Source organism: Allobosea sp. (assembly GCF_030694325.1).
GTDB lineage: Bacteria > Pseudomonadota > Alphaproteobacteria > Rhizobiales > Beijerinckiaceae > Allobosea.
The window spans coordinates 1-20,732 of the sequence record NZ_JAUXYO010000168.1 but is presented as its reverse complement, the minus strand read 5'-3'; the positions used below and the strand labels follow the sequence as shown (position 1 = coordinate 20,732).

At 68.7% G+C, this 20,732-nt stretch carries 20 protein-coding genes and 1 pseudogene; 11 read left to right on the top strand and 10 right to left on the bottom strand.

Features of this window, described 5'->3' with window-relative positions; genetic code table 11:
* Window positions 1-188 precede the first annotated feature (188 nt).
* Window positions 189-1,373 (bottom strand): tRNA 2-thiouridine(34) synthase MnmA, encoded by a 1,185-nt coding sequence (mnmA, locus tag Q8M82_RS10515; protein WP_305691310.1) that lies wholly within the window; start codon window positions 1,371-1,373, stop codon window positions 189-191.
* Between the two features lie 239 nt (window positions 1,374-1,612).
* Here mnmA and Q8M82_RS10510 point away from each other — a divergent pair, with 239 nt between their 5' ends.
* From Q8M82_RS10510 to flbD, 8 genes are all read left to right on the top strand, one after another.
* Window positions 1,613-3,244, top strand: a complete 1,632-nt coding sequence (locus Q8M82_RS10510) for a flagellar hook-length control protein FliK (RefSeq protein WP_305691309.1) — start codon at window positions 1,613-1,615, stop codon at window positions 3,242-3,244.
* A 16-nt stretch (window positions 3,245-3,260) separates the two neighbouring features.
* On the top strand, window positions 3,261-3,929 hold the full coding sequence (locus Q8M82_RS10505) for a flagellar hook assembly protein FlgD (protein WP_305691308.1): 669 nt from the start codon (window positions 3,261-3,263) through the stop codon (window positions 3,927-3,929).
* Window positions 3,930-4,035: 106 nt separating this feature from the next.
* Window positions 4,036-4,311 (top strand): CtrA inhibitor SciP, encoded by a 276-nt coding sequence (gene sciP, locus Q8M82_RS10500; RefSeq protein WP_038359348.1) that lies wholly within the window; start codon window positions 4,036-4,038, stop codon window positions 4,309-4,311.
* 222 nt (window positions 4,312-4,533) lie between these two features.
* The gene (gene fliF, locus Q8M82_RS10495) at window positions 4,534-6,210 is read left to right on the top strand and encodes a flagellar basal-body MS-ring/collar protein FliF (RefSeq protein WP_305691307.1); all 1,677 of its coding nucleotides are present in this window, start codon (window positions 4,534-4,536) and stop codon (window positions 6,208-6,210) included.
* A 14-nt stretch (window positions 6,211-6,224) separates the two neighbouring features.
* Window positions 6,225-7,310 carry a flagellar motor switch protein FliG gene (gene fliG, locus Q8M82_RS10490; protein WP_305691306.1) on the top strand — a complete coding sequence of 362 codons (1,086 nt, stop codon included), beginning with the start codon at window positions 6,225-6,227 and terminating at the stop codon, window positions 7,308-7,310.
* Window positions 7,307-7,906 (top strand): FliH/SctL family protein, encoded by a 600-nt coding sequence (locus Q8M82_RS10485; RefSeq protein WP_371126310.1) that lies wholly within the window; start codon window positions 7,307-7,309, stop codon window positions 7,904-7,906. Before fliG ends, Q8M82_RS10485 begins: the two co-directional genes overlap by 4 nt.
* A gap of 10 nt (window positions 7,907-7,916) precedes the next feature.
* The gene (gene fliN / locus Q8M82_RS10480; RefSeq protein ID WP_305691305.1) at window positions 7,917-8,267 is read left to right on the top strand and encodes a flagellar motor switch protein FliN; all 351 of its coding nucleotides are present in this window, start codon (window positions 7,917-7,919) and stop codon (window positions 8,265-8,267) included.
* A gap of 44 nt (window positions 8,268-8,311) precedes the next feature.
* A complete protein-coding gene (gene flbD / locus Q8M82_RS10475; protein WP_305691304.1) occupies window positions 8,312-9,676 on the top strand; it encodes a sigma-54-dependent transcriptional regulator FlbD in 1,365 nt (454 codons plus the stop codon).
* 29 nt (window positions 9,677-9,705) lie between these two features.
* Here the strand turns inward: flbD and Q8M82_RS10470 are convergent, their stop codons facing one another.
* The 3 genes from Q8M82_RS10470 to Q8M82_RS10460 all read right to left on the bottom strand — a co-directional run bounded on the left by Q8M82_RS10470 (window position 9,706) and on the right by Q8M82_RS10460 (window position 11,856).
* Window positions 9,706-10,023, bottom strand: a complete 318-nt coding sequence (locus tag Q8M82_RS10470) for a hypothetical protein (protein WP_305691303.1) — start codon at window positions 10,021-10,023, stop codon at window positions 9,706-9,708.
* Between the two features lie 139 nt (window positions 10,024-10,162).
* Window positions 10,163-11,617 (bottom strand): MFS transporter, encoded by a 1,455-nt coding sequence (locus tag Q8M82_RS10465; RefSeq protein ID WP_305691302.1) that lies wholly within the window; start codon window positions 11,615-11,617, stop codon window positions 10,163-10,165.
* Window positions 11,618-11,676: 59 nt separating this feature from the next.
* Window positions 11,677-11,856, bottom strand: coding sequence for a hypothetical protein (locus tag Q8M82_RS10460; protein WP_305691301.1), 180 nt, complete (start codon window positions 11,854-11,856; stop codon window positions 11,677-11,679).
* A gap of 384 nt (window positions 11,857-12,240) precedes the next feature.
* Between Q8M82_RS10460 and flhA the strand changes: the two genes are divergently transcribed.
* The gene (gene flhA / locus Q8M82_RS10455; protein ID WP_305691312.1) at window positions 12,241-14,322 is read left to right on the top strand and encodes a flagellar biosynthesis protein FlhA; all 2,082 of its coding nucleotides are present in this window, start codon (window positions 12,241-12,243) and stop codon (window positions 14,320-14,322) included.
* Window positions 14,323-14,408: 86 nt separating this feature from the next.
* Window positions 14,409-15,296, top strand: a complete 888-nt coding sequence (locus Q8M82_RS10450) for a DMT family transporter (protein WP_305691300.1) — start codon at window positions 14,409-14,411, stop codon at window positions 15,294-15,296.
* A 58-nt stretch (window positions 15,297-15,354) separates the two neighbouring features.
* Here Q8M82_RS10450 and Q8M82_RS10445 read toward each other — a convergent pair whose 3' ends face one another.
* From Q8M82_RS10445 to Q8M82_RS10435, 3 genes are all read right to left on the bottom strand, one after another.
* Entirely contained in the window at window positions 15,355-16,392 is a 1,038-nt protein-coding gene (locus Q8M82_RS10445; RefSeq protein ID WP_305691299.1) for a lysylphosphatidylglycerol synthase transmembrane domain-containing protein, read from the bottom strand.
* A gap of 130 nt (window positions 16,393-16,522) precedes the next feature.
* A complete protein-coding gene (copM, locus tag Q8M82_RS10440) occupies window positions 16,523-16,915 on the bottom strand; it encodes a CopM family metallochaperone (protein ID WP_305691298.1) in 393 nt (130 codons plus the stop codon).
* A gap of 85 nt (window positions 16,916-17,000) precedes the next feature.
* Window positions 17,001-17,405 carry a DUF2946 family protein gene (locus Q8M82_RS10435; protein ID WP_305691297.1) on the bottom strand — a complete coding sequence of 135 codons (405 nt, stop codon included), beginning with the start codon at window positions 17,403-17,405 and terminating at the stop codon, window positions 17,001-17,003.
* A gap of 28 nt (window positions 17,406-17,433) precedes the next feature.
* Here Q8M82_RS10435 and Q8M82_RS10430 point away from each other — a divergent pair, with 28 nt between their 5' ends.
* The gene (locus Q8M82_RS10430; RefSeq protein WP_371126309.1) at window positions 17,434-18,123 is read left to right on the top strand and encodes a GNAT family N-acetyltransferase; all 690 of its coding nucleotides are present in this window, start codon (window positions 17,434-17,436) and stop codon (window positions 18,121-18,123) included.
* 6 nt (window positions 18,124-18,129) lie between these two features.
* Here the strand turns inward: Q8M82_RS10430 and Q8M82_RS10425 are convergent, their stop codons facing one another.
* From Q8M82_RS10425 to Q8M82_RS10415, 3 genes and pseudogenes are all read right to left on the bottom strand, one after another.
* Window positions 18,130-18,990 (bottom strand): TIGR01459 family HAD-type hydrolase, encoded by an 861-nt coding sequence (locus Q8M82_RS10425; RefSeq protein ID WP_305691296.1) that lies wholly within the window; start codon window positions 18,988-18,990, stop codon window positions 18,130-18,132.
* Window positions 18,991-19,161: 171 nt separating this feature from the next.
* The gene (locus tag Q8M82_RS10420) at window positions 19,162-20,100 is read right to left on the bottom strand and encodes a sugar kinase (RefSeq protein WP_305691295.1); all 939 of its coding nucleotides are present in this window, start codon (window positions 20,098-20,100) and stop codon (window positions 19,162-19,164) included.
* A gap of 102 nt (window positions 20,101-20,202) precedes the next feature.
* Window positions 20,203-20,732: pseudogene (locus Q8M82_RS10415) on the bottom strand (hypothetical protein); the annotation flags it as partial.

Below are 20,732 nucleotides of genomic sequence, written 5' to 3'. Positions count from 1 at the left end.
ATGTCGGGCCCGCAGGCGCAGGCGGCGGCCACGGCCTCGCGTTGCGGCCCGGCCAGCAGGTTCTGGTAGATCCGGTCGTAGATCCGCGCCCAGACGGCATAGACGCGCTTCTGGCTTTCGAGATGGTCTGGCACCGGCATGGAGCGGCTCGCGAGCAGGATGGACGAAGAGGAGCCGGGTGGCCGGCGTCAGGAGAGGGCGAGGTCGGCGGTCGGCCGCGCCTGCGGCATCCGCAATTCGGGGCGGATGATGGTGCCGCCGCCGAGCACGCGGGCGCCTTGGCCGGCATCGGCATAGATGACGCAGGCCTGGCCGGGCGAGACGCCCTCTTCGTCGGTGGCGAGTTCGACCTTGAGCCCCGCTGCGTCGCGCAGCAGCCGCGCCTCGCGCGGGGGCCTCGTCGAGCGCACGCGCACGGCGACGTCGAGGCCTTCCGGCGGCAGCGCGTCGAGCGGCGTCTCGCCGAGCCAGTTGAGATCGCGCAGGCGGACCTCGCGGACGTTGAGCGCCTCGCGCGGGCCGACGATGACGCGGGCGGCGTCGGCGTCGAGCCGCAGCACATAGAGCGGCTCCGGCGTGCTCAGGCCCAGGCCCTTGCGCTGCCCGACCGTGAAGCGCAGCACGCCCTCATGGCGGCCGAGCACCCGGCCGTCGAGATGGACGATCTCGCCCGGACGCGCCGCGCCCGGCTTCAGCCGCTCGATCACGTCGGCATAGCGGCCATTGGGGACGAAGCAGATGTCCTGGCTGTCGGGCTTGTCGGCGATGCCGAGCCCGAGCTCGGCGGCGAGCGCGCGGGTCTGCGCCTTGTCGATATGGCCCAGCGGAAAGCGCAGCAGGTCGAGCTGCTCCTGCGTCGTGGCATAGAGGAAATAGCTCTGGTCGCGGCTGGCATCGGCGGCGCGGAACAGGCCGCGGTGGCCATCGGCCAACTCGCGGGCGACGACGTAATGGCCCGTCGCCAGCGCGTCGGCGCCGAGTTCGCGGGCGAGCCCCAGAAGGTCCTGGAACTTCACCGTGCGGTTGCACTCGACGCAAGGGATCGGCGTCTCGCCGGCGAGGTAGCTCTCGGCGAAGCGCTCGATCACGGCGTCGCGGAAGCGGTTCTCGTAATCGAGGACGTAATGGGGAATGCCGATCTGCTCGGCGACGCGGCGCGCGTCATGGATGTCCTGCCCGGCGCAGCAGGCTCCGGCGCGGTGGACGGCGGCGCCATGGTCGTAGAGCTGCAGCGTCACGCCAACGACGTCATAGCCCTCGCGCTTCAGCAGGGCCGCCACGACCGAGGAATCGACGCCGCCCGACATTGCAGCCACGACGCGCGTGGCCGCAGGCGGCTTGGCGATGTCGAGGGAGTTGCGGGGCGCGGTCATCGAAAGCGGGGCGGTCCTGCGGCGGGGGAGGCGAGACGCGGGCTCTATACCGGTTTTGGCACGCCGCGGCCAGCCGCGATGGGCAAAAGCTGCCGCCCCGCGGCCCCGAAGCGGCCGATCTTGCCGCGGCCCGCTGGTCTGCGTTCTTGCAACCATCTGATTTCATTCAATTCGATCCTGGCCCGGGCATTGCTGCAAGAGCCGCAGGGGCGTTCTGCGCCCGTGTTGCGGACGAGACGATGTCGATACAGCCCCTGTCGAGTTCCCCTTCTGCCGCTGACGGCGCGGCCGCGCGTCGGCGCATCGCCGATCGCGACGCCGATACGGCGCGCGAGAGCTTCGCCCTGCCGCCGGACGAGCCGGTTTCCGACACGCGGACGGCCAGCCGCGACACCCGCAGGGATTCCGCGCCGGCGGCGGATCAGGCCGCCCGCGACGCACCGGAGACGCCGCCCGCCAGCGACGATCGAAGCGCGCGAACCCAGACCGCGACCGAGAGCCGCGCCGAGAACGCTGCCGCCGACGAGAGCACCGGAGCCGAGGAGGTCGCGAAGCCGGCGTCCGGCAGGTCACCGCTCGCCGAGCCCGGCAAGCCCCGCGCCGTGCCCAGCGAGGTCCTGCCGTCGGGTGGGCCGACGGCGCCGAAGCTCGACATCGCGGCACTCGTCAGCATCGCAGCCGCCGCCGAGGGCGAGAGCCAGGCGCAGCCGGCCGCGCCGGTCGATCCCTCGCTGGTCGCGGGCGAAATGCTGCCGATGCCGACGGGCAAGCCGAAAGCGGCAACCGCACCCGAAGGCGGCGAGGAGGCGAAGGCGGGCGAGGGGGCGACGGCCACTTCGCCCGAAACTGCCGTGCCGATGCCCGTTCCGGTCCTTGCTGCGCTCGCTCCCGCCCCCGCTACGCCCGAGCCGCCTGCCGCGGCGGCGAACGGCGCGACAACCATCGGCGAGGGGCGGAATCAGACGACACAGGCCGATGCAGCCGCTCTGGCCGTGCAGACGGCGGCCCTCGCCGCGGCCAGCGCCACCGCCGGCGGGCTTACCGTTCAGTCCGGCGCCGAGGCTGCGGAGCCGGGTACGCCTGGGCAGGGCATCGAGCGCCTGCCGATGCGGCCGGGCACCGCCGGGCAACCCCATCTGTCGCTGGTGGCGGCCGAGACCGGTGACGCACCCAAGGGCGAGGCCCTGCCGCAGGCTCAGGCCGAAGGGCTGGACAAGCTGGCCAAGGCCGAAGGCGGCGCGGCGTCCCAGCCCGTCGCGGCAGCCGAGAGCAAGCCGGCGGAGCGGTTCGAGCAACTGCTGAACGCCATCGATTCGTCGGTGCAGCCGCAGCAGGGCGCGGCCCGGCCCGATCCGTTGCGCCTGATGACCATGCCGGATCCGATCATCGCCCCGCCGAGCCATCCACAAGGACAGGCGGCCGCGGAGGGCCCGCCGACGCCGCTCCATGTCCTGCCGATCGAGATCGGCCTCAAGGCCCTGGCCGGAGCGCGCCAATTCGACATCCGGCTGGATCCCGGCGAGCTCGGTCGCGTCGATGTCACGCTCTCGATCTCCGACACGGGCGAGGTCAGCGCAAAGATGGTCGTGGACCGCGTCGAGACGCTGCATCTGCTGCAGCGCGATGCGCGCACGCTCGAGCGCGCCTTCGAGCAGGCCGGCCTGAAACCCTCCGATGCCGGAGTCGACATCAGCCTGCGCGACCCTTCCGACCAGTCCGGCTTCCGCCACCCGCGCCAGCAGGACGAGGCGCCGCAGCGTTCGCGTGGCTCCGGAAGCCAAGCCGATTCCGCCGAAGACACCCCCATCGTGACGTCATCCGCGCCCCTGCGCCGCTTCGTGCGGCTCGGCGGCGTGGACATGAGCGTCTGATTCAAGGAGGAGCGCCATGGCGATCTCCAACACCAGCAGTTCGACCAGCACCAGCACGGCCAGCACCAGCACCGTGTCGGGCGGGGCTGCGATCGCGCAGAATTTCGACCAGTTCCTGACGCTGCTGACGACGCAGCTCAAGAACCAGTCGCCTCTCGATCCGCTCGACACCAACCAGTTCACGCAGCAGCTCGTGCAGTTCGCCGGCGTCGAGCAGCAGTTGCGGACCAATGAGACGCTGACCTCGCTGCTCAGCCTGAACGCGGCGGGCACGGCGACGAACGCGGTGGGCTTCATGGGCACGACCATCTCCACCGATGGCGCGACCACGCGCCTGGAGAAGGACAAGGCCGAATGGCAGATCAACGCACCGCGCGGTGGACTGGCCACGATCACGATCAAGGATTCGAAGGGCAGCGTCGTTCAGACCCTGACCAAGACCCTGACCGCGGGCGACCAGATCTATAGCTGGGACGGCACGACCTCGACGGCGCAGAAGGCGCCGGATGGCGAATACACCATCACGATCGATGCCAAGGATACGACGGGCGCCGCCATGACAGCCACGACGAAGATCAGCGGCGTGGTCGACGGCGTCGATTTCACCGGGTCGATCCCGATGCTGAAGATCGGTGCGATCTCCGTGCCGCTCGACAAGGTCAAGAGCGTCGTCCGGGCCCCGTGAGAACGAATCACCGATGACGAAACCCAGCGCTTTCGCCTTAGGCAATTCTTAAAGCGGTGGCCCTATGCTCATCACAAGTAGCTCTGTTGAGTTGTGTGAGTGTACCATGACCGAGCCTTTGCGACCGCGGGTGAAATACGTGATCGGACCGGACGGAAGTCCGCTGACGATCGCGGACCTCCCACCGATGAATACCCGCCGCTGGGTGATCCGGCGCAAGGCAGAGGTCGTCGCCGCGGTGCGCGGCGGCCTGCTCAGCCTCGAAGAAGCCTGCCAGCGCTACACCCTGACGGTGGATGAATTCCTGAGCTGGCAGATGTCGATCGACCAGCACGGTCTCGCGGGGCTGCGGACCACACGGATCCAGCATTACCGCCAATAATCGCCGCCAAAGGCCGCGAAAATCCTGCAAGGCGTCGGTCCCCGGACCGGCGCCTTTCGCGTTCCCGACGGCCGTTTCCGACCAGCCTGCTCAGCCCCCAACCACAATCTTTAACGACGGCCCGGCAAAAATTAACCGGGCGCTAACCACGCACCGGGAAAAACTTGCCTAGTGACCCGCGATCAGGAGCGGGCAGGACGGCTTTGTGAAACGGATAGCGGCGTGAGCGGCATCGTCGAACAGTTCTCGCGCTTCGGGGCGGCCCGCCTGGCGGCCATGCTGGCGGTCACTCTCGTGCTGGTCGGCTTCTTCGGCTTCGTCATGCTGCGCATGTCGCAGCCGGCCATGGGCGTGCTGTTCTCGGACCTCAACTCGTCGGACGTCAGCGCGATCCTTAAGGATCTGGACACGCGAGGCGTCAAATACGAGCTGCGCGGCGACGGCCAGACCATCCTCGTCGACAAGTCGACCGTCGCTCGGCTGCGGCTCGATCTCGCCAGCAAGGGCATTCCGGCAGGCGGCGGTGTCGGCTACGAGATCTTCGACAAGGGCGACGCCTTCTCCTCGACCAGCTTCGTCCAGAACATCAACCACATGCGCGCCCTAGAGGGCGAGCTGTCGCGCACCATCCGCTCGATCAGCCGCGTCCAGGCCGCTCGCGTGCATCTCGTCATCCCGGAGAAGCGCCTGTTCGAACGCGACCGCGAGCCGCCGCGCGCCTCGATCGCGCTCAAGCTGGCGGGAGACCTCGATGCCGCGCAAGTCCGCGCCATTCGCCATCTCGTCTCCTCGGCCGTCGATGGGCTGAAGCCCGAGCGGGTCTCGATCGTCGACGAGCGCGGCCGCCTGCTGGCCGACGGCGCCCAGTCGGAAAACGGCGTCGCGGGGCTCGGCATCGAGGAGCGCCAGGTCGGTATCGAGCGCCGGCTCAAGCTCCAGATCGAGGATATCGTCGCCAGCATCGTCGGCCATGGCCGCGCCCGGGTTCAGGTCTCGGCGGCGCTCGACGTCAATCGCATCGAGAGCCGCTCCGAGACTTTCGATCCCGAGAGCCGCGTGGTCCGCTCCAGCCAGAACCGCACCGAGGCCTCGACCACCTCGGAGGGCGGCGGGGCCGTCACCGTCGGCAACGAGCTCCCCGGTGCCCAGCCGGGGCAGGGCGGCAACGCCCCCCGCGACAACTCCCAGAAGAACGAGGAGGTCGTCAATTACGAGATCTCCCGCACCACGCGCACCGAAGTCCTGGAGGGCGGGCGCGTCAAGCGGCTCTCGGTCGCGGTGCTGGTCGACGGCACCTACACCCGCGGCGCCAATGGCGAGGTGACCTACCAGCCGCGCAGCAACGAGGATATCGAGCGGATCGGCCAGCTGGTGCGGACCGCGGCGGGCTTCGACGAGGCCCGGGGCGACAAGCTCGAGGTGATCAACCTGCGCTTTGCCGAGGCGCCGCCGACGGTGACCGATCTCGTCGAGCAGAGCCTGATGCAGCAGCTGCTCTCCTTCACCAAGGAGGATATGGTTCGTTTTGCTGAGGTCGGCGTGATTGCCCTGCTGACGCTGATCGTCCTCATGGTCGTCGTCCGGCCGCTCCTCAAGCAGGTTCTGGCGCCCGAGCCGGCCGCTGCGGGACGGGCGCTGCCGATGTTCATGCGCAATGGCGTGGCGATCGCCGGGCCCGAGTCCACGGGCGACCCGGCCGGCGCACGCACCCTCGCCACCGTCGGCGACAGCGACCCGATCCATGTCGATCTGCCGTCGGAGCGGATGCTCGCCGTCGCGCAGATCAAGGGGCAGCTCAAGGCGCAGTCGGTCGAGAAGATCGGTCAGATGGTCGCGCAGAACCCGGCGGACAGCGTCGCGGTGCTGCGGACCTGGATCCACGAAAAAGCCGCGGCATGACGGGTCACTGAGCCATGGCCGAACCACGTTCCATCGCGACGCGAAATGCGGGCAGCCGCGACGACGGTGCCATCGAGGGTGGCGGCATCGGCGTCACCAACATCGACGAGATGACCGGGCCGCAGAGGGCCGCCGTCATCCTGCTCGTTCTCGGGGAAGAGCACGGCAAGAACATCTGGTCGGAATTCGACGACGAGGAAATCCGCATCATCACCCGCGCCATGGCGGAGCTCGGCACGGTCGATTCCGACGATGTCGAGCGGCTGATGCTGGATTTCGTCGGCAAGCTGTCGAGTGCCGGCGCCGTCACCGGCTCCTTCGACCGGACGATCTCGCTGCTCGAGAAGATCCTGCCCGGCGACCAGGTCGCCATGATCATGGAGGAGATCCGTGGTCCGGCCGGGCGCAACATGTGGCAGAAGCTCGGCAACATCGACGCCGTGGTTCTCGCCAACTTCCTGAAGAACGAGTACCCGCAGACGATCGCCGTGATCCTCTCCAAGATCCGTCCCGAGCACTCCGCCAATGTGTTGCGCAATCTGCCCAACGATCTCTCGATCGAGGTTGTCGGGCGGATGCTCCGGCTGGAATCGGTGCAGAAGGAGGCTCTCGACCATATCGAGAACACGCTGCGCACCGAGTTCGTCGCGACGCTGACCCAGACGCGCCGCCGCGACCCCCACGAGATGATGGCGGAGATCTTCAACGGCTTCGACCGCCAGACCGAGATGCGCTTCCTTTCCGCCCTCGACGCTTCCAACCAGGAATCGGCCGCGCGCATCCGGGCGCTCATGTTCACCTTCGAGGATCTTTCCAAGCTCGATCCGGCCGGGCTGCAGACGCTGATGCGTCAGGTCGACAAGGACACGCTGGCCCGTGCGCTCAAGGGCGCGAGCGAGACCATGCGGGACTTCTTCTTCAGCGCGATGTCCCAGCGCGCGGTCAAGAACATGCAGGACGACATGCAGGGTCTCGGGCCGCTGCGCCTCAAGGAGGTCGACGAGGCCCAGACGAAGCTGGTCACGCTGACCAAGGACCTCGCCGACAAGGGCGAGATCATCCTGTCCAAGGGCAATTCCGAAGACGAGTTGGTCTATTGACGATGAACACCGCCACGAAATTCACGTTCGGGACTGATTTCCGCGAAGGCGGACGGCGCGCCGCGGGCGAGGCCGAGGTCGCGGCGGCGCGGGCCGAAGGGATCGCCCTCGGGCGCGAGGAGGGGCGCCGGGAGGAGCAGGGCCAGTTGAACGGGCTGCTCGCCCAGCTCGCCCGTTCGGCAGAGCGCCTCGTCGCGCAGGAGGCCGCGCATGCGGCCGAGGTCGAGGCGAGAGCCGCTTACGTCGCCATCGTCGCGGCGAAGGCTCTGGCGGGGGCCGCCCTCGACGAGCGTCCCCTCGCCGCGCTCGAGAACGGCCTGCGGGAGTGCCTCGCGCAGGCGCGGCAGGCGCCTCATCTGGTGATGCGGGTCAATGACGCGGCCGTCGAGGCGGCGGAGGGGCTGATCAAGCGTCTGGCTCAGGAAATGGGCTTTGCCGGCCGCCTGGTGGTGCTCGGCGAACCGGACATCGCGCCTGGGGACGGGCGCATCGAATGGGCCGATGGCGGTTTCGTCATCGAGGCGGATCGGCTGAAGCAGCTGGTGGACCAGGCGGTCGCGACCGCCTTCCCCGGCTTCCGGCCGCCCGCGCAGTGAGGATTGAGCGATGAGCGCCGACAACGACCTCAAGCTGCCGCCGCTGAACCCGGCGGATTTGTCCTTCGACAACAACGACGCCTCGGTGGCGCGGTCGGGCCCGATCCCGGTCAAGACGGCCGAGGATCTCGAGCAGGTCTTCGACGTGCCGGTCAACGTCTCGGCCGTGCTGGGGTCGTCCAAGATCGCGATCGGCGATCTGCTGCAGATCGTGCCGGGCGCCGTCCTGGAACTCGACCGGCGCGTCGGCGAGGCGATCGACATCTTCGTCAACGAGCGCCTCGTCGCCCGCGGCGAGGTCGTGGTCGTCGAGGATCGCCTCGGCGTGACCATGACCGAAATCATCAAGGCGGACCGGTGATGGCCGGACCGCTCGCCACGTCTTCACGCAGAAGGGCCTGAGCCATGCGCCTCATCATTGCCGGCGGTCTCAAGGGACAACTCATCGCGGCCGCCAAGATCGCCATCGCGCATGGCGCCAACGTCACGCATACGGAGGGGCTCGAGCAGACGCTCGCGGTGCTGCGCGCCAAGGGCGCCGATCTCCTGATGGTCGAAGTCGCGCTGCCGGTGGCGCAGTTCGTCGCCGCGCTGGAGGCCGAGCGCATCCGCACCCCGATCGTGGCCTGCGGCACCTCGACCGATGCGCGGGCTGCCGTGGCGGCGATCCAGGCCGGGGCGCGCGAATACGTGCCGCTGCCGCCCGATCCCGAACTGATCGCGGCCGTGCTGGAGGCCGTCGCCGCCGACCAGTCGAGCCTGATCTGGAAGGATCCGGCGATGGAGCGCGTCGTTCAACTAGCGGCCCAGGTCGCCCGTTCGGACGCGCCGGTTCTGGTGACCGGGGAGAGCGGCACCGGCAAGGAGGTGATCGCGCGTCACCTGCATCAGAAGTCGCTGCGCAAGGATAGGCCGTTCGTGGCGGTGAACTGCGCGGCGATCCCCGACAACCTGCTCGAATCCGAGCTGTTCGGCCATGAGAAGGGCGCCTTCACCGGCGCGATCGCGCGCCGCATCGGCAAGTTCGAGGAGGCCAATGGCGGGACGCTGCTGCTCGACGAAATTTCCGAGATGGACGTCCGGCTCCAGGCCAAGCTGCTGCGCGCCCTGCAGGAGCGCATGATTGACCGCGTCGGCGGCACGACGCCGGTCAAGGTCGATCTGCGCATCATCGCCACATCGAACCGCAATCTCGGCGACGCGGTCCGGGAGGGCTCGTTCCGGGAAGACCTGTTCTACCGCCTCAACGTCGTGCATCTGCGGCTGCCGGCGCTGCGCGAGCGCCCGGGTGACATCCTCGCCCTGGCCGATCACTTCGCGCGGAAATACGCCGAACTCAACGGCGTGCCGATCCGTCCGATCGCCGCTGACGCGCGCAAGCTTTTGCTGTCGAACGGCTGGCGCGGCAACGTCCGCGAGCTGGAGAACACGATCCACCGCGCGGTGCTGCTGGCGCGGGGCAGCGAAATCGGCGCCGAAGCCGTCCTGACTCCGGAGGGTGAGACGCTCGGTCCCGCGTCAGGGCGCGACAGCGCGGCCCGGGCCGCGCAGACGGCGGAAGCGGTGACCCGCTCGCTCGTCGGCCACACGGTCGCCGATGTCGAGCGCGAGTTGATCCTCGACACGCTCGACCATTGCCTCGGCAACCGCACGCATGCGGCCAAGATCCTCGGGATCTCGATCCGCACGCTTCGCAACAAACTCAGCGAATACACCTCGGCGGGGATCGCCGTCGCCGAGCCCGGCCAGGCGCGCGTCAACGCCGTGTGAGCGATGCGCCCGGCCAGTGAGCAGACGGCCTACCAGTAACGGCCGCGATAGTACCGGCGCGGCCGGTAATAGGCGCGCGGGCGGTAGTAGACCGGGGGACGGCGGTAATAGCGGGGCCGCGCGTAATAGCGGGGGCGGCGGCGATAATAATAGTACTGGCTGTAATCCGCCTCGCTCTTGTCGAGCGCGTCGGCCATCTCGGCCGTGACTGCTTCGTCGTCGCGGGCGGGAGTCGGGCCGGGCGCAGGCGCGGCCTTGGGCTGTGCGGCCTCTGCGACGGCCATGCCGCCGATGCTCGCGGCAGCGATGCCGCCGATCAGTGTCACCAGAAACGAACGTCTATCCACGACATCCTCCGAGGGTTGCTCGCCACATCTCTCCCGTCATCCTAGGGCCAGAGCAGCGGTTCCGAATAATGCATTCGAATGATGATTTGTTCCGTTTGGGATGAATCGTGCCGGTCCGGGCGGTGACCCGCCGCCGGCATCAATCCACGGCGTTGAGAGGGCGGGCGATGCGTTCCAGCGGCTGGCGCTCGGCCCTGATCGCGTAGCGAGCGGCGATGAAGGCGGCCGCGAGCATCAGCGCGGCCCCGAACAGATAGCCGCCGAACACGCTGGCGCGCGAGCCGGTGTCGATCAGGATGCCGAACAGCCAGGGGCCGGCGACGCCGCCGGCGCCGGTCCCGACGGCATAGAAGGCGGCGATCGCCAGCGCCCGCATCTCGACGGGGAAGGTCTCGCTGACCGTCAGATAGGCCGAGCTCGCCGCGGCCGAGGCGAAGAAGAACACGACGCTCCAGCACAGGGTGAGCTGCTGTGCGGTGAGCAGGTCCCGCCAGAACAGATAACCCGTTCCCGTCAGCAGCACGCCCGAGACGGCATAGGTCGTCGCGATCATGATCCGGCGTCCCACGGTGTCGAACAGGCGCCCGAGGATCAGGGGGCCGAGGAAGTTGCCGGCAGCGAAGGGCAGGATGAACCAGCCGATCTCTTGAGCCGGGACCTGGTAGAAATCCGTGAGGATGAGGGCGTAGGTGAAGAAGATCGCGTTGTAGAAGAAGGCTTGCGATACCATCAGCGCCAGGCCCACCAGCGACCGCTGCCGGTGGACCACGAAGAGCACGGCGAAGACCTCGCGCAGGGGCGTCACGCGCCGCGGACGCAGATGGGTCACAGCGAGATCCTCGTCCGGCCGGTGCATTACGCCGGCGCGAGCCTCGATGGACGCGACGATGGCCTCGGCCTCGTCGACGCGGCCATGGCCGATGAGCCAGCGTGGACTTTCGGGAATCCATCGCCTGAGAAACAGGATGATCAGGCCGAGCGCCGAGCCGATGAAGAAGGCCAGCCGCCAGCCGATCTCGGGATCGATCACGGCCGGGTCGAGCAGGACGATGGCGCCGATCGCGCCCAGCGCCGCGCCGATCCAGAAGGAGCCGTTGATGACGAGGTCGACCCAGCCGCGCACACGGGCCGGGACCAGTTCCTGGATGGTCGAATTGATCGCGGTGTACTCACCGCCGATTCCCATTCCGGTGAAGAACCGGAAGATGATGAAGCTCCAGAAATTCCAGGAGAAGGCCGTCGCCGCGGTCGCTGCGAGATAGACCAGAACCGTGATCGTGAAGAGCTTCTTGCGGCCGAGCCGGTCGGTCAGCCAGCCGAAGAACAGGGCGCCAAGCACCGCGCCGGCGATATAGGCGGCGCCCGCCATGCCGATCTCGGTGTTGGTGAAGCGCAGTGCCGGGCTTTCCTTCAGAGCGCCCGAGACGGACCCGGCGAGCGTGACCTCCAGCCCATCCAGGATCCAGGTGACGCCGAGTGCAACCACCACGAGGGTGTGGAAGGGCGACCAGGGCAGGCGGTCCAGCCGGGCCGGGATCCGGGTCGCAACCGTCGGCATATCGGGCGGTATCGGCAGCGTGGCTGGCGAGGTCATGCCGGCGGCTTCCTCCGGATGCAAGAAGGGCGACGGCTCGCGCCGTCGCCCCGGTAGCCTCAGCGCACGATGACGCGGCGCCGGACCACGACCGGGCGGCGGTAGCGCCGCGGACGGCGCCTGACGATGACGCGCTCGCGCACGACCGGACGCCGATAGGGGCCGCGACGGCGGACGACGCGTTCGCGAACGACGACCTGGCTGAAGTCCGCATCGGCCTTGTCCAAACCTGCCTTCATGGCGGCGTCGAGATCGCCCGCGGTCGCCGGGACTTCCGGCCCCGCCGCATGGGAAAGGGCAATGCCACCCAGGCTCGCGGCAGCCAGGCCACCGAAAAGGCTCATTACGAATGAACGTCTATTCAAAGTCATTCTCCAGTATTTGTGGTCGATCAGACCAGTGCATCCACCCCGTCGCGAGTGGGCGGGCCGAATGGGGCCATAACGCGGCCATTCACTAACGGTCTGTTCAGGAAAGGGTTCCAGGGCCGGTTTCTTTGCGCGCCTTAACCACTCGTTCACCATAAGCCCGGCAAGAATTGCCGGGTTGCGGGTTGTGTGTCCGCGCTGGGAGCAGGCTGGTCGATGACCGATGTGACGGCAGGCGGAGGCGGCGGCTTCGACATGAGCCGCGGGGCGATGGGGAAGCTCCTCAACCGCCCGGACCTGTTCCTGGCGATCGGCGTCATGGGCATCCTGGTGGTGCTCATCTTTCCGCTGCCGGGGGTGCTGCTCGATCTGCTGCTGGCGCTCTCGATCATCCTGTCTGTGCTCGTGCTGATGACGGCGCTGTTCATCGAGGAGCCGCTGGAGTTCTCGGCCTTCCCGACCGTCCTGCTGATCGTCACGATGCTCAGGCTGTCGCTCAACCTCGCCTCGACACGGCTGATCCTGGCCCATGGCCACGAGGGCGGCGCCGCTGCCGGCCATGTCATCGAGGCCTTCGGCAATTTCGTGATGAGCGGCAATTTCGTGATCGGGGTGATCGTCTTCACCATCCTGATCATCGTCAATTTCGTCGTCATCACGAAGGGCTCGGGCCGCATCGCCGAGGTTGCGGCCCGCTTCGCCCTTGATGCGATGCCGGGCAAGCAGATGGCGATCGACGCCGATCTCTCGGCGGGGCTGATCGACCAGGAGGTCGCCAAGACCCGGCGCAAGGCTCTGGAGGACGAGGCGAACTTCTTCGGTTCGATGGACGGCGCCTCGAAATTCGTCCGTGGCGACGCCATCGCCGGCCTGTTGATCACCTTCATCAACGTGCTCGGCGGCATCATCATCGGCGTCGCGCAGCAGGGCATGAGCTTCGGCGACGCGGCCCGCAACTACACCCAGCTGACGGTCGGCGACGGTCTCGTCAGCCAGATCCCCGCGCTGATCGTCTCGACCGCGGCCGGCCTGCTCGTCTCGAAGTCCGGCGTGCGCGGCGCGGCCGACAAGGCACTCGGCAAGCAGCTCTCGGGCTATCCCAAGGCGCTCGGCATGTCGGCGGCGGTGATGGCGCTGATCGCCGTCCTGCCCGGCATCCCGATGCTGCCCTTCATGGCGCTGGCTCTCGGCTCGGCCTGGCTCGCGCGGCATTTCGGGCGGCTGGCCAAGGCCAGGGAGACCGAGGTCGCCGAGGCGGCCGAGGCGGCCTCGCCGCTGCAGGCCGACGGGACGCCGAAGGAGGAAACCCTCAACGACCTGCTCAAGCTCGACGAGCTCAAGATCGAGATCGGCTACGGCCTGCTGCCGCTGGTCAATTCGGCCGGCGGTCAGGACAGGCTGACCGACCAGGTGCGGGCGCTGCGTCGCCAGCTCGCCGCCGAGCTCGGCTTCGTCATGCCGGCGGTCCGGATCGTCGACAACGTCCAGCTCGAGGCGAACCACTACTACATCAAGATCAAGGAGATCGATGCCGGACACGGCATCGTCTATGCCGGTCAGTACATGGCGATGGACCCGATGGGCGGCAGCGTGAACCTGCCCGGCCACAACGTGCTGGAGCCGACCTTCGGCCTGCCGGCGACGTGGATCGACGGTGCGCTCCAGGACGAGGCCCAGCTGCGCGGCTACACGGTGGTGGACGCGGCGACGGTGATCTCGACCCACCTCACAGAGGTGCTGAAGTCGCACATGCCGGAGCTGCTCTCGCATGGCGAGGTCCAGAAGCTGCTGCGCGAGCTGTCGAAGGACCATGCCGACCTGCTCAAGGAGATCGTGCCAAGCCAGATCTCGACGACGGGCATCCAGCGCGTGCTGCAGATCCTGCTCTCCGAGCGCATCTCGATCCGCGACCTCGCCACCATCGTCGAAGGCATCGCCGAGGCGGCCGGGGGGCTGAAGAATCCGCGCGACATCGCCGAGCATGTGCGCATGCGCCTCGCCCGCCAGATCTGCGCGCAGTTCTCCAACGCCCAGGGCCATCTGCCGATCATCACGCTCTCGCCGGCCTGGGAGAGCGTCTTCGCGGAGTCCATCATCGGCCAGGGCGAGGACCGCCATCTCGCCATGCAGCCCTCGCGGCTGCAGGAGTTCGTCCATCAGGTGCGCGACAAGTTCGAGGATGCGGCGCGCATGGGGGAGATGCCGGCGCTCGTGACCTCCGGGATGGCCCGGCCCTTCGTCCGCCAGATCATCGAGCGCTTCCGGCGCGAGACGCCGGTGCTGTCGCAGGCGGAGATCCATCCGCGCGTGCGGCTGAAGACGGTCGGCACCGTCTGAGCCGCCGCGGACGGCGCGCATTTCCACGGGGCGCCGATGTCGGCGGTGCAATGGTCAGCCTTGCCGGCCACGGCTAAGCGGTTGGCATGTCGCGCAACGCCGTCTTCTTCGTGATGATGTGCCTCGTCTGGGGCGTCACCTTCCTGCCGATCAAGATCGCCGCCGAGCATGCGCCGCCGATCTTCCTCGCCACGGTGCGGTTCTCGATCGCCGGGGCGCTGATGCTGGTCTGGGCGGCGCGCGACGCCTTCAGGGTGCCGCGCGCCGCCATGCCGCGGTTGATCGGCACCGGGCTGCTCGTCAACACAGGCAACTACGCCTTCCTGTTCTGGGGCATCGCCCATGCGCCGAGCGGGCTGGCGGCGGTGGTCAACATGGCGACGATCCCGGTCTATTCTCTGCTGGCGAGCCGCGTGATCGAGGGCACGCCCATCAGCGGGTCGCGCATCGTGGCGATCCTGCTCGGCGCGGTCGGTCTCGGCTTCCTCTTCGCCAGCCGGATGCAGGCTGGCGCTGCGGCTGCGACGGGGAACCCGCTTGAACTCTGGGGGCTGGCCGCGGTCGCCTTCGGCACGCTGCTCTACTGCGTCGGGGCTGTCCTGACCCGGGCGATCGCACCGGCCATGCCGATCCTGGCGCTGGCCGGCTGGCAGACGGTGATCGGCGCGCTGGGCCTCGTCGGCATTTCGCTGGCGCTGGAGCCGGTCGGGCCGGAGCATCTGAGGGCGCTGCTGACCTGGCCGGTTTGGCCGGCGATGGCGACGCTGGTCGTCGGTGGCTCGCTGATCGGCTTCACCATCTACGTCAGACTGCTGCACCAGTGGGGTGCGTTCCGCGCCGGGCTCTATGCCTTCGTCAGCCCGGTGATCGCGGTCGCGGCCGGCATCGTCGTGCTGGACGAGCCCTTCGGCTGGGCTGAAGGGGTCGGCGCGGTGCTGATGTTCGCCGCCGCCGCGATCGCGCTGAGGCGCTGACAGGTTTTCTCGCGCATCGGCTGGCTGCGAAAACCGGTTCGCGTTTTTCGGGCCGATGCTAGGGCGGCGGGGCGATGCGGGTGTTGCGCTTGAGCTGGGCGCGCTCGAAGGCCAGCACCACCGGCAGCGAGATCACCAGCGGGATGATCAGGTAGAACATCCGCCAGACCAGCAGCGCCGCGAAAACGGCCGGCGCCGGCATGCCCGGCATGACCGCGAGGAAGACCGCCTCCATCACGCCGACGCCGCCCGGCACCTGGCTGAGCAGCCCGGCCGAGAAGGAGAGCAGGAAGGCGCCGAGGACGATCATGAAGCCCGGATTGCCCTGCTCCGGCAGCGCGAAATAGATGATGCCGGCGGCGCCCGCCAATTCGATCGGGGCCGCGAGATATTGCCGGAAGACGATCGGCAGACGCGGATAGATGATCTCGAGCTTGCCCACCCGGAACGGCCTGAATTTCAGCCAGGAACCGATCGTGTAGAGCGCGACGAAGCCGAGCATGGCGACGCCGATCAGGCGGGCGCCGTTGTCGCCGATCGCGAACCAGGGCGAAAGCCGCCCGAGCGGGCGCAGGATCTCGGGCTCGTAGAGCAGGACGAGGCCCATCAGCAGGATCGTCCCGAAGGCGAAGGTGAAGGAGCAGAGTGCCACCAGCACGGCGACCTCGCCGACGGTGAGGCCCTTGGCGGTGTAGGCGCGGAAGCGCACCATGCCGCCGGAGAACACCGAGGCGCCGATATTGTGCGACAGCGCGTAGGTGACGAAGGAACAGACGGAGATGTAGAGCCAGGAGATGCCCTTCTCCTTGCCGAGATGGAGCAGGGCGATGCGGTCGTACCAGGCCAGCGCCGCATAGGCGACGAGGGTGGCGAGCGCCGCGTGGAAGAAGGCCTCCGGGGGGATCACCGCGATCTTCTGGCCGATGCGGCTGGCGACGATGCGCAGATTGTCCCAGAAGCCGCCTTGCTCGAGCAGCGCCTCGATGGCGGCATCCGTGCCGGCCTCGGTCTTGAGCTTGTCCCAGAGCAGGTCGACCGACCAGACGACCGCGACGAGCCCGATCAGCGGCCACAGATAATCGAGATAGCGTTTCATGAGACCCGCGGGCTGCGAGGGGCTTGGGACGAGGCGAAACGGGCGGCGCAGAGCCGTCGGTGCAGCCTGTGTGCCAGCGGTCCGGGGGAAGGGCAAGCGGCGTCGTCGCCGCCTGCCGCGTCGTCGCTCGCTATCTGCCGTTGGCCTTGAGCCATTCGCGCATCATCGCGATCTCCTTCTCCTGTTCGGCGATGATGCCGGTCGCAAGCTTCTTCAGCGCCGGGTCCTTGCCATGGGCGAGCACGACCCTGGCCATATCGATCGCGCCCTGGTGATGCGGGATCATGCCGCGCACGAAATCGGCGTCGGCATCGCCGGTGAAGGCGATGTCCATGTCCTTGTGCATCTTGGCGTTGGCGGCCTTGTAGGCAGCGGTGGCGGCGCTGTCGCCCGCCTTCGCGGCAGGCGCGCCGTGGCCGGCATGGGAGCCGTGGCCGTGATGCTGCTGGGCGAGAGCCGTGCCTCCGAAAGCGAGCGCGACGCCGAGCCCGAGGGCGAGGCGGGTGGAAACAAAACCTGTCATGAGTGGTCCTCGATAGGGACGGGAGGCCGCGTTGGCGCGAAGGCCGGGTGCGCGGCTCCCTCGAGACGAAAAAGGGCGGAAGGGTTCAGGCCGGGATGCGCCGCGGCGGGCGCTCCGCCGGCTCGGGTGTCCGTTCGGGTTTGGCCGTCGCCGCCGCGGGAACGAGCCTGCGCCAGCCGACCGGAGCGCTGGCGATCGGCAGGGCAGGGGCCTGGGCCAGCAGGCCGCAGCCGAGAATGCAGCAGGAGGGCATGGCGCGCTCGGGGGTAGCCGGCGCTGCGTCGTGCCGGCCGGCCTCCTCATGGCAGGGTTTGGCCTTCGCCGTGGTTTTGTGGTGCGGCTGCGCAGGTCCGGCGGCAGGCGCGGCATGGCTCGAGGCCAGCGTTGCATGCGGCAGAACGGCGAGCAGCATGATGGCAAGCGCGACTACGAGACGCGCCAGTCCGAGGCCGCCCCCACCTGTCCCCGCCGGCTGATACCGCATCGTCATGAGGTGATGTCTCCGCCCCGATCATGTCATGATCGCGGCAGGGCGCCAGCCGAATCCCGCCGGCGCCGGTCCCCATTCCTTCGACCAGGCCGACATGACCCAGACCCTGACCATCAGCCTCACCGGCACGACCGACCTGCCGCCCGGCAAGATCGCCGCCATCGTCACCTCGCTGGAGATGTTCGCAAGGCCGCCCGAGCGGCGCGACCCGCCGGGGCTGGAGGGCTTTGCGCTGGAGCGGCTCGGCACTGACGAACTCGACCGCTATCTCGCCCTATACCGGCGGCTGGGCGAGCGCTGGATGTGGTTCAGCCGGCTGGTGAAGCCGCGGGCCGAGGTCGCGGCCATCCTCGCCGACCCAGCCGTCGAGACCTTTATGGTCCGCCGCGAAGGCGCCGATATGGGCCTGCTCGAACTGGATTTCCGCGTGGCCGGCGAGGCGGAGCTCGCCTTCTTCGGCCTCGACGAGGCGGTGCTGGGGCAGGGCGCCGGGCGCTGGCTGATGAACCGAGCCCTGGCGCTGGCCTGGGCCAAGCCGATCGCCCGCTTCTGGGTCCACACCTGCACGCTCGACCATCCCTCCGCGCCGGAATTCTACCAGCGCTCGGGATTCACCGTGTTCAAGCGCGGCGTCGAGGTCGATGACGACCCCCGGCTCAAGGGGCAGATGCGGCGCGAATGCGCGCCGCATCATCCGGTGATCGGGTCGGAGACCTGACTGCCGTTATGCCAGCGCCGCCATCGCGGCGACCGGCTTGATCGGGTTGCCCGCCAGCACGCTTTCGAGACCCGCGGGGTCGAGCATCCCGTCGCGCATCGTCTCGTCGCGGTGGATGCCGCCGGCGATGAACAGGCTGTCGAAGCCCATCAGTCGCGCGCCGGCGAGATCGGTGCGGACCGCATCGCCGATGACCAGCACGTTGGCCGGATCGACCGGATGGCCGCCGCGCGCGCTTCGCGCTGCCTCCAAAGCGAGATCATAGGCCGGGCGATAGGGCTTGCCGGCATAGGCGACGCTGCCGCCCAACTCCTCGTAGATCAGCGCGAGCGAGCCGGCACAGGGCAGGAGATCATGCCCGACATGGACGACGAGATCGGGATTGCCGCAGATGAAGGGCAGCCCGCGCGCCGCGAAACGCTCCAGCAGCGGCCGGTACTGCTCGGGCTGCTCGGTGCGATAGTCGTTGAGCTCGGTGGCAACGACGAGATCGGCCTCGTCCTCCGAGACCAGCTCGACATCTGCCCGGTCGAAAACCGTACGGTCGCTCTGCCAGCCGATATGGAAGATCTTGCGGTGGTGGCTCTCGGCGATGAGCGAGCGTGTGACGTCGCCCGAGGTGATCAGCCGATCCCAGCAGTCGCGCGGCACCCGCTTCTTGTCGAGGAGGTCGGCCACCTGCTCGGAGGGGCTCGGCGCATTCGACAGCAGCACCACCGACCCGCCCTGCTCGCGATAGCGCGTCAGCGCCTCGCAGGCCGGCGGCAGCGCCCAGACGCCGTCATGCACCACGCCCCAGACATCGCTGATCAGCACGTCGTAGCGAGCGAGCAGCGCGCCCGCCGTTTCCAGAACCGGAATGCTCATTGCGTTGCCTTCTTCACTTCGATCATGATGATTTTCCAAGGAAACGCCGCGTCATCCTGGACAAGCCGCGCAGCGGCGCAGCTCCGGGATCCATCATAGGGCTCTGTCGATGCCCTATGATGGATCCCGGGACGACCTTCGGTCGCCCAGGATGACGGCGGGGTGCAGAGGTCAACGGGCAGCTTCGAGAGCCATCCGCGCCTCGACCTCGGCGCGGCGCGGCAGGGGGGCCACCGCGCTGAAGCCCTGGGTAGAGAGGGCCGCGGCGACATTGGCGTAGGCTCCGGCGGCAAAAGCGTCGCCGGTGCGGATGTATTCGGCGAGGAAGGCCCCGTCATAGCAGTCGCCGGCGCCGGTGGCGTCGACGGCGTCCACCGCGATCGGCACCAGCCGCTCGCGGCGCTCCGGCGTCGCGACCAGCGAGCCCTCATGTCCGAGCGTCAGCGCCACAATCTTGGCACCCAGCCGCAAATAGAAATCGGCGATGGCGTCGGCATCGGTCAGGCCGGTGAGTTGGGTGGCGTCGTCATAGCCCGGCAGCACGATGTCGGCCATGCCGCAGGCCGCGTTGATGATCGCCTTGGCGCGGGTCAGCGGCCAGAGCTTGAGGCGCAGATTGGTGTCGTAGGCGGTGGTCACGCCGGCCTCGCGCGCCATCGCGAAAGCCTCGAAGACCGCGTCGCAGGCCGAGGCCGAGATCGCCTGGCTGATGCCCGACGCCTGCACGATTCGCACGGATGCGATCAGATCGCGGGGCACGTCGCGCGGCCCCATCAGGCTCGCGGCGGAGCCGGCGCGCAGATAGGAGAAGACATGGCCGGACGGGCCGTGATCGACGAAATAGAGCCCCGTCGGCGCGCTTGGATGCGTCGGCACATGGCTGTCGTCGACGCCCTCGCGGCGCCAGAGATCGCGGATCGAGCGACCGGCCATATCGTCGCCGAGCGCGCCGAGATAAGCCGTCTTCGCGCCCTGACGCGCCGCAGCGATGGCGCAGTTCGAGGTGTCGCCGCCATGGCCGAACTGGAACGCGCCGCTCTCGGCGCGGGTGGCGTTGAACTCGCCCAGCGGCTCACCGATGCAGAGCAGATCGTAGCGTATGTCAGTCACGGGGCGTGGACCATCTCGGCAGGGCTGCGGACGTCGGGGCGCGGGCGCGCCTTCCTAGAGCATGATCGCCGCCGGGGGAAAGGCGTTTTCGCGGCCGGCCTGCTACTCGGCCGCTTCCTGCTGTGGCGGCAGGTTCATCAGCCGCTCGGCGACGGCCATGATCTCGCGCCTCAATGCGGCGTTCGCCTCCGCGTCGGGAGCCGGCGCGACCGCGCCGACCTTGCGGACCTCGGCCAGCTCGCGCTTCAGCCGCGCCCGCTCGGCGCGCGACTGCTCGAGCGCGCCCTGCAGCGTCTGGAGTTCGGCATGAACGGTCTCGATCTGCCCGTCGCGGGTCCTCAAATCCGCCCGCAGCGTGGCGATCTCGCGGCTCGCGCCTTCGGATTGCGCCTCGCCGGCCGCCCGCGCTTCGGCCAGTTCCAATGCCAGCGCCTGCCGCGCCTCCCGCTCGGCTGCATGGGCTGCGACCTCCTGCGCGAGCTGCGTCTCGATGCGCGCCGCCTCCAAGCCGGCCGAAACGGAGCGGGCGTCCGCCGCGGCCAGCCCGGCCTCCGCCTGAGCCGTCCGCGACGCGAGCGCGTCCGCCCGCAGGCGCTCGCTGTCGCGATCCTCGGTCATCGCCGCGAGCGCCG

Bases quoted from the DNA above. Each gene is read 5' to 3' on its own strand.
- Q8M82_RS10430 (WP_371126309.1), top strand. From the start codon at position 17,434: ATGATCGCGGCAGGGCGCCAGCCGAATCCCGCCGGCGCCGGTCCCCAT.
- copM (WP_305691298.1), bottom strand. From the start codon at position 16,915: ATGACAGGTTTTGTTTCCACCCGCCTCGCCCTCGGGCTCGGCGTCGCG.
- mnmA (WP_305691310.1), bottom strand. From the start codon at position 1,373: ATGACCGCGCCCCGCAACTCCCTCGACATCGCCAAGCCGCCTGCGGCC.
- Q8M82_RS10435 (WP_305691297.1), bottom strand. From the start codon at position 17,405: ATGACGATGCGGTATCAGCCGGCGGGGACAGGTGGGGGCGGCCTCGGA.
- Q8M82_RS10445 (WP_305691299.1), bottom strand. From the start codon at position 16,392: ATGAAACGCTATCTCGATTATCTGTGGCCGCTGATCGGGCTCGTCGCG.
- fliG (WP_305691306.1), top strand. From the start codon at position 6,225: ATGGCCGAACCACGTTCCATCGCGACGCGAAATGCGGGCAGCCGCGAC.
- Q8M82_RS10460 (WP_305691301.1), bottom strand. From the start codon at position 11,856: ATGAAGGCAGGTTTGGACAAGGCCGATGCGGACTTCAGCCAGGTCGTC.
- fliN (WP_305691305.1), top strand. From the start codon at position 7,917: ATGAGCGCCGACAACGACCTCAAGCTGCCGCCGCTGAACCCGGCGGAT.
- flbD (WP_305691304.1), top strand. From the start codon at position 8,312: ATGCGCCTCATCATTGCCGGCGGTCTCAAGGGACAACTCATCGCGGCC.
- Q8M82_RS10425 (WP_305691296.1), bottom strand. From the start codon at position 18,990: ATGAGCATTCCGGTTCTGGAAACGGCGGGCGCGCTGCTCGCTCGCTAC.
- Q8M82_RS10450 (WP_305691300.1), top strand. From the start codon at position 14,409: ATGTCGCGCAACGCCGTCTTCTTCGTGATGATGTGCCTCGTCTGGGGC.
- Q8M82_RS10510 (WP_305691309.1), top strand. From the start codon at position 1,613: ATGTCGATACAGCCCCTGTCGAGTTCCCCTTCTGCCGCTGACGGCGCG.
- flhA (WP_305691312.1), top strand. From the start codon at position 12,241: ATGAGCCGCGGGGCGATGGGGAAGCTCCTCAACCGCCCGGACCTGTTC.
- Q8M82_RS10505 (WP_305691308.1), top strand. From the start codon at position 3,261: ATGGCGATCTCCAACACCAGCAGTTCGACCAGCACCAGCACGGCCAGC.
- sciP (WP_038359348.1), top strand. From the start codon at position 4,036: ATGACCGAGCCTTTGCGACCGCGGGTGAAATACGTGATCGGACCGGAC.
- Q8M82_RS10465 (WP_305691302.1), bottom strand. From the start codon at position 11,617: ATGACCTCGCCAGCCACGCTGCCGATACCGCCCGATATGCCGACGGTT.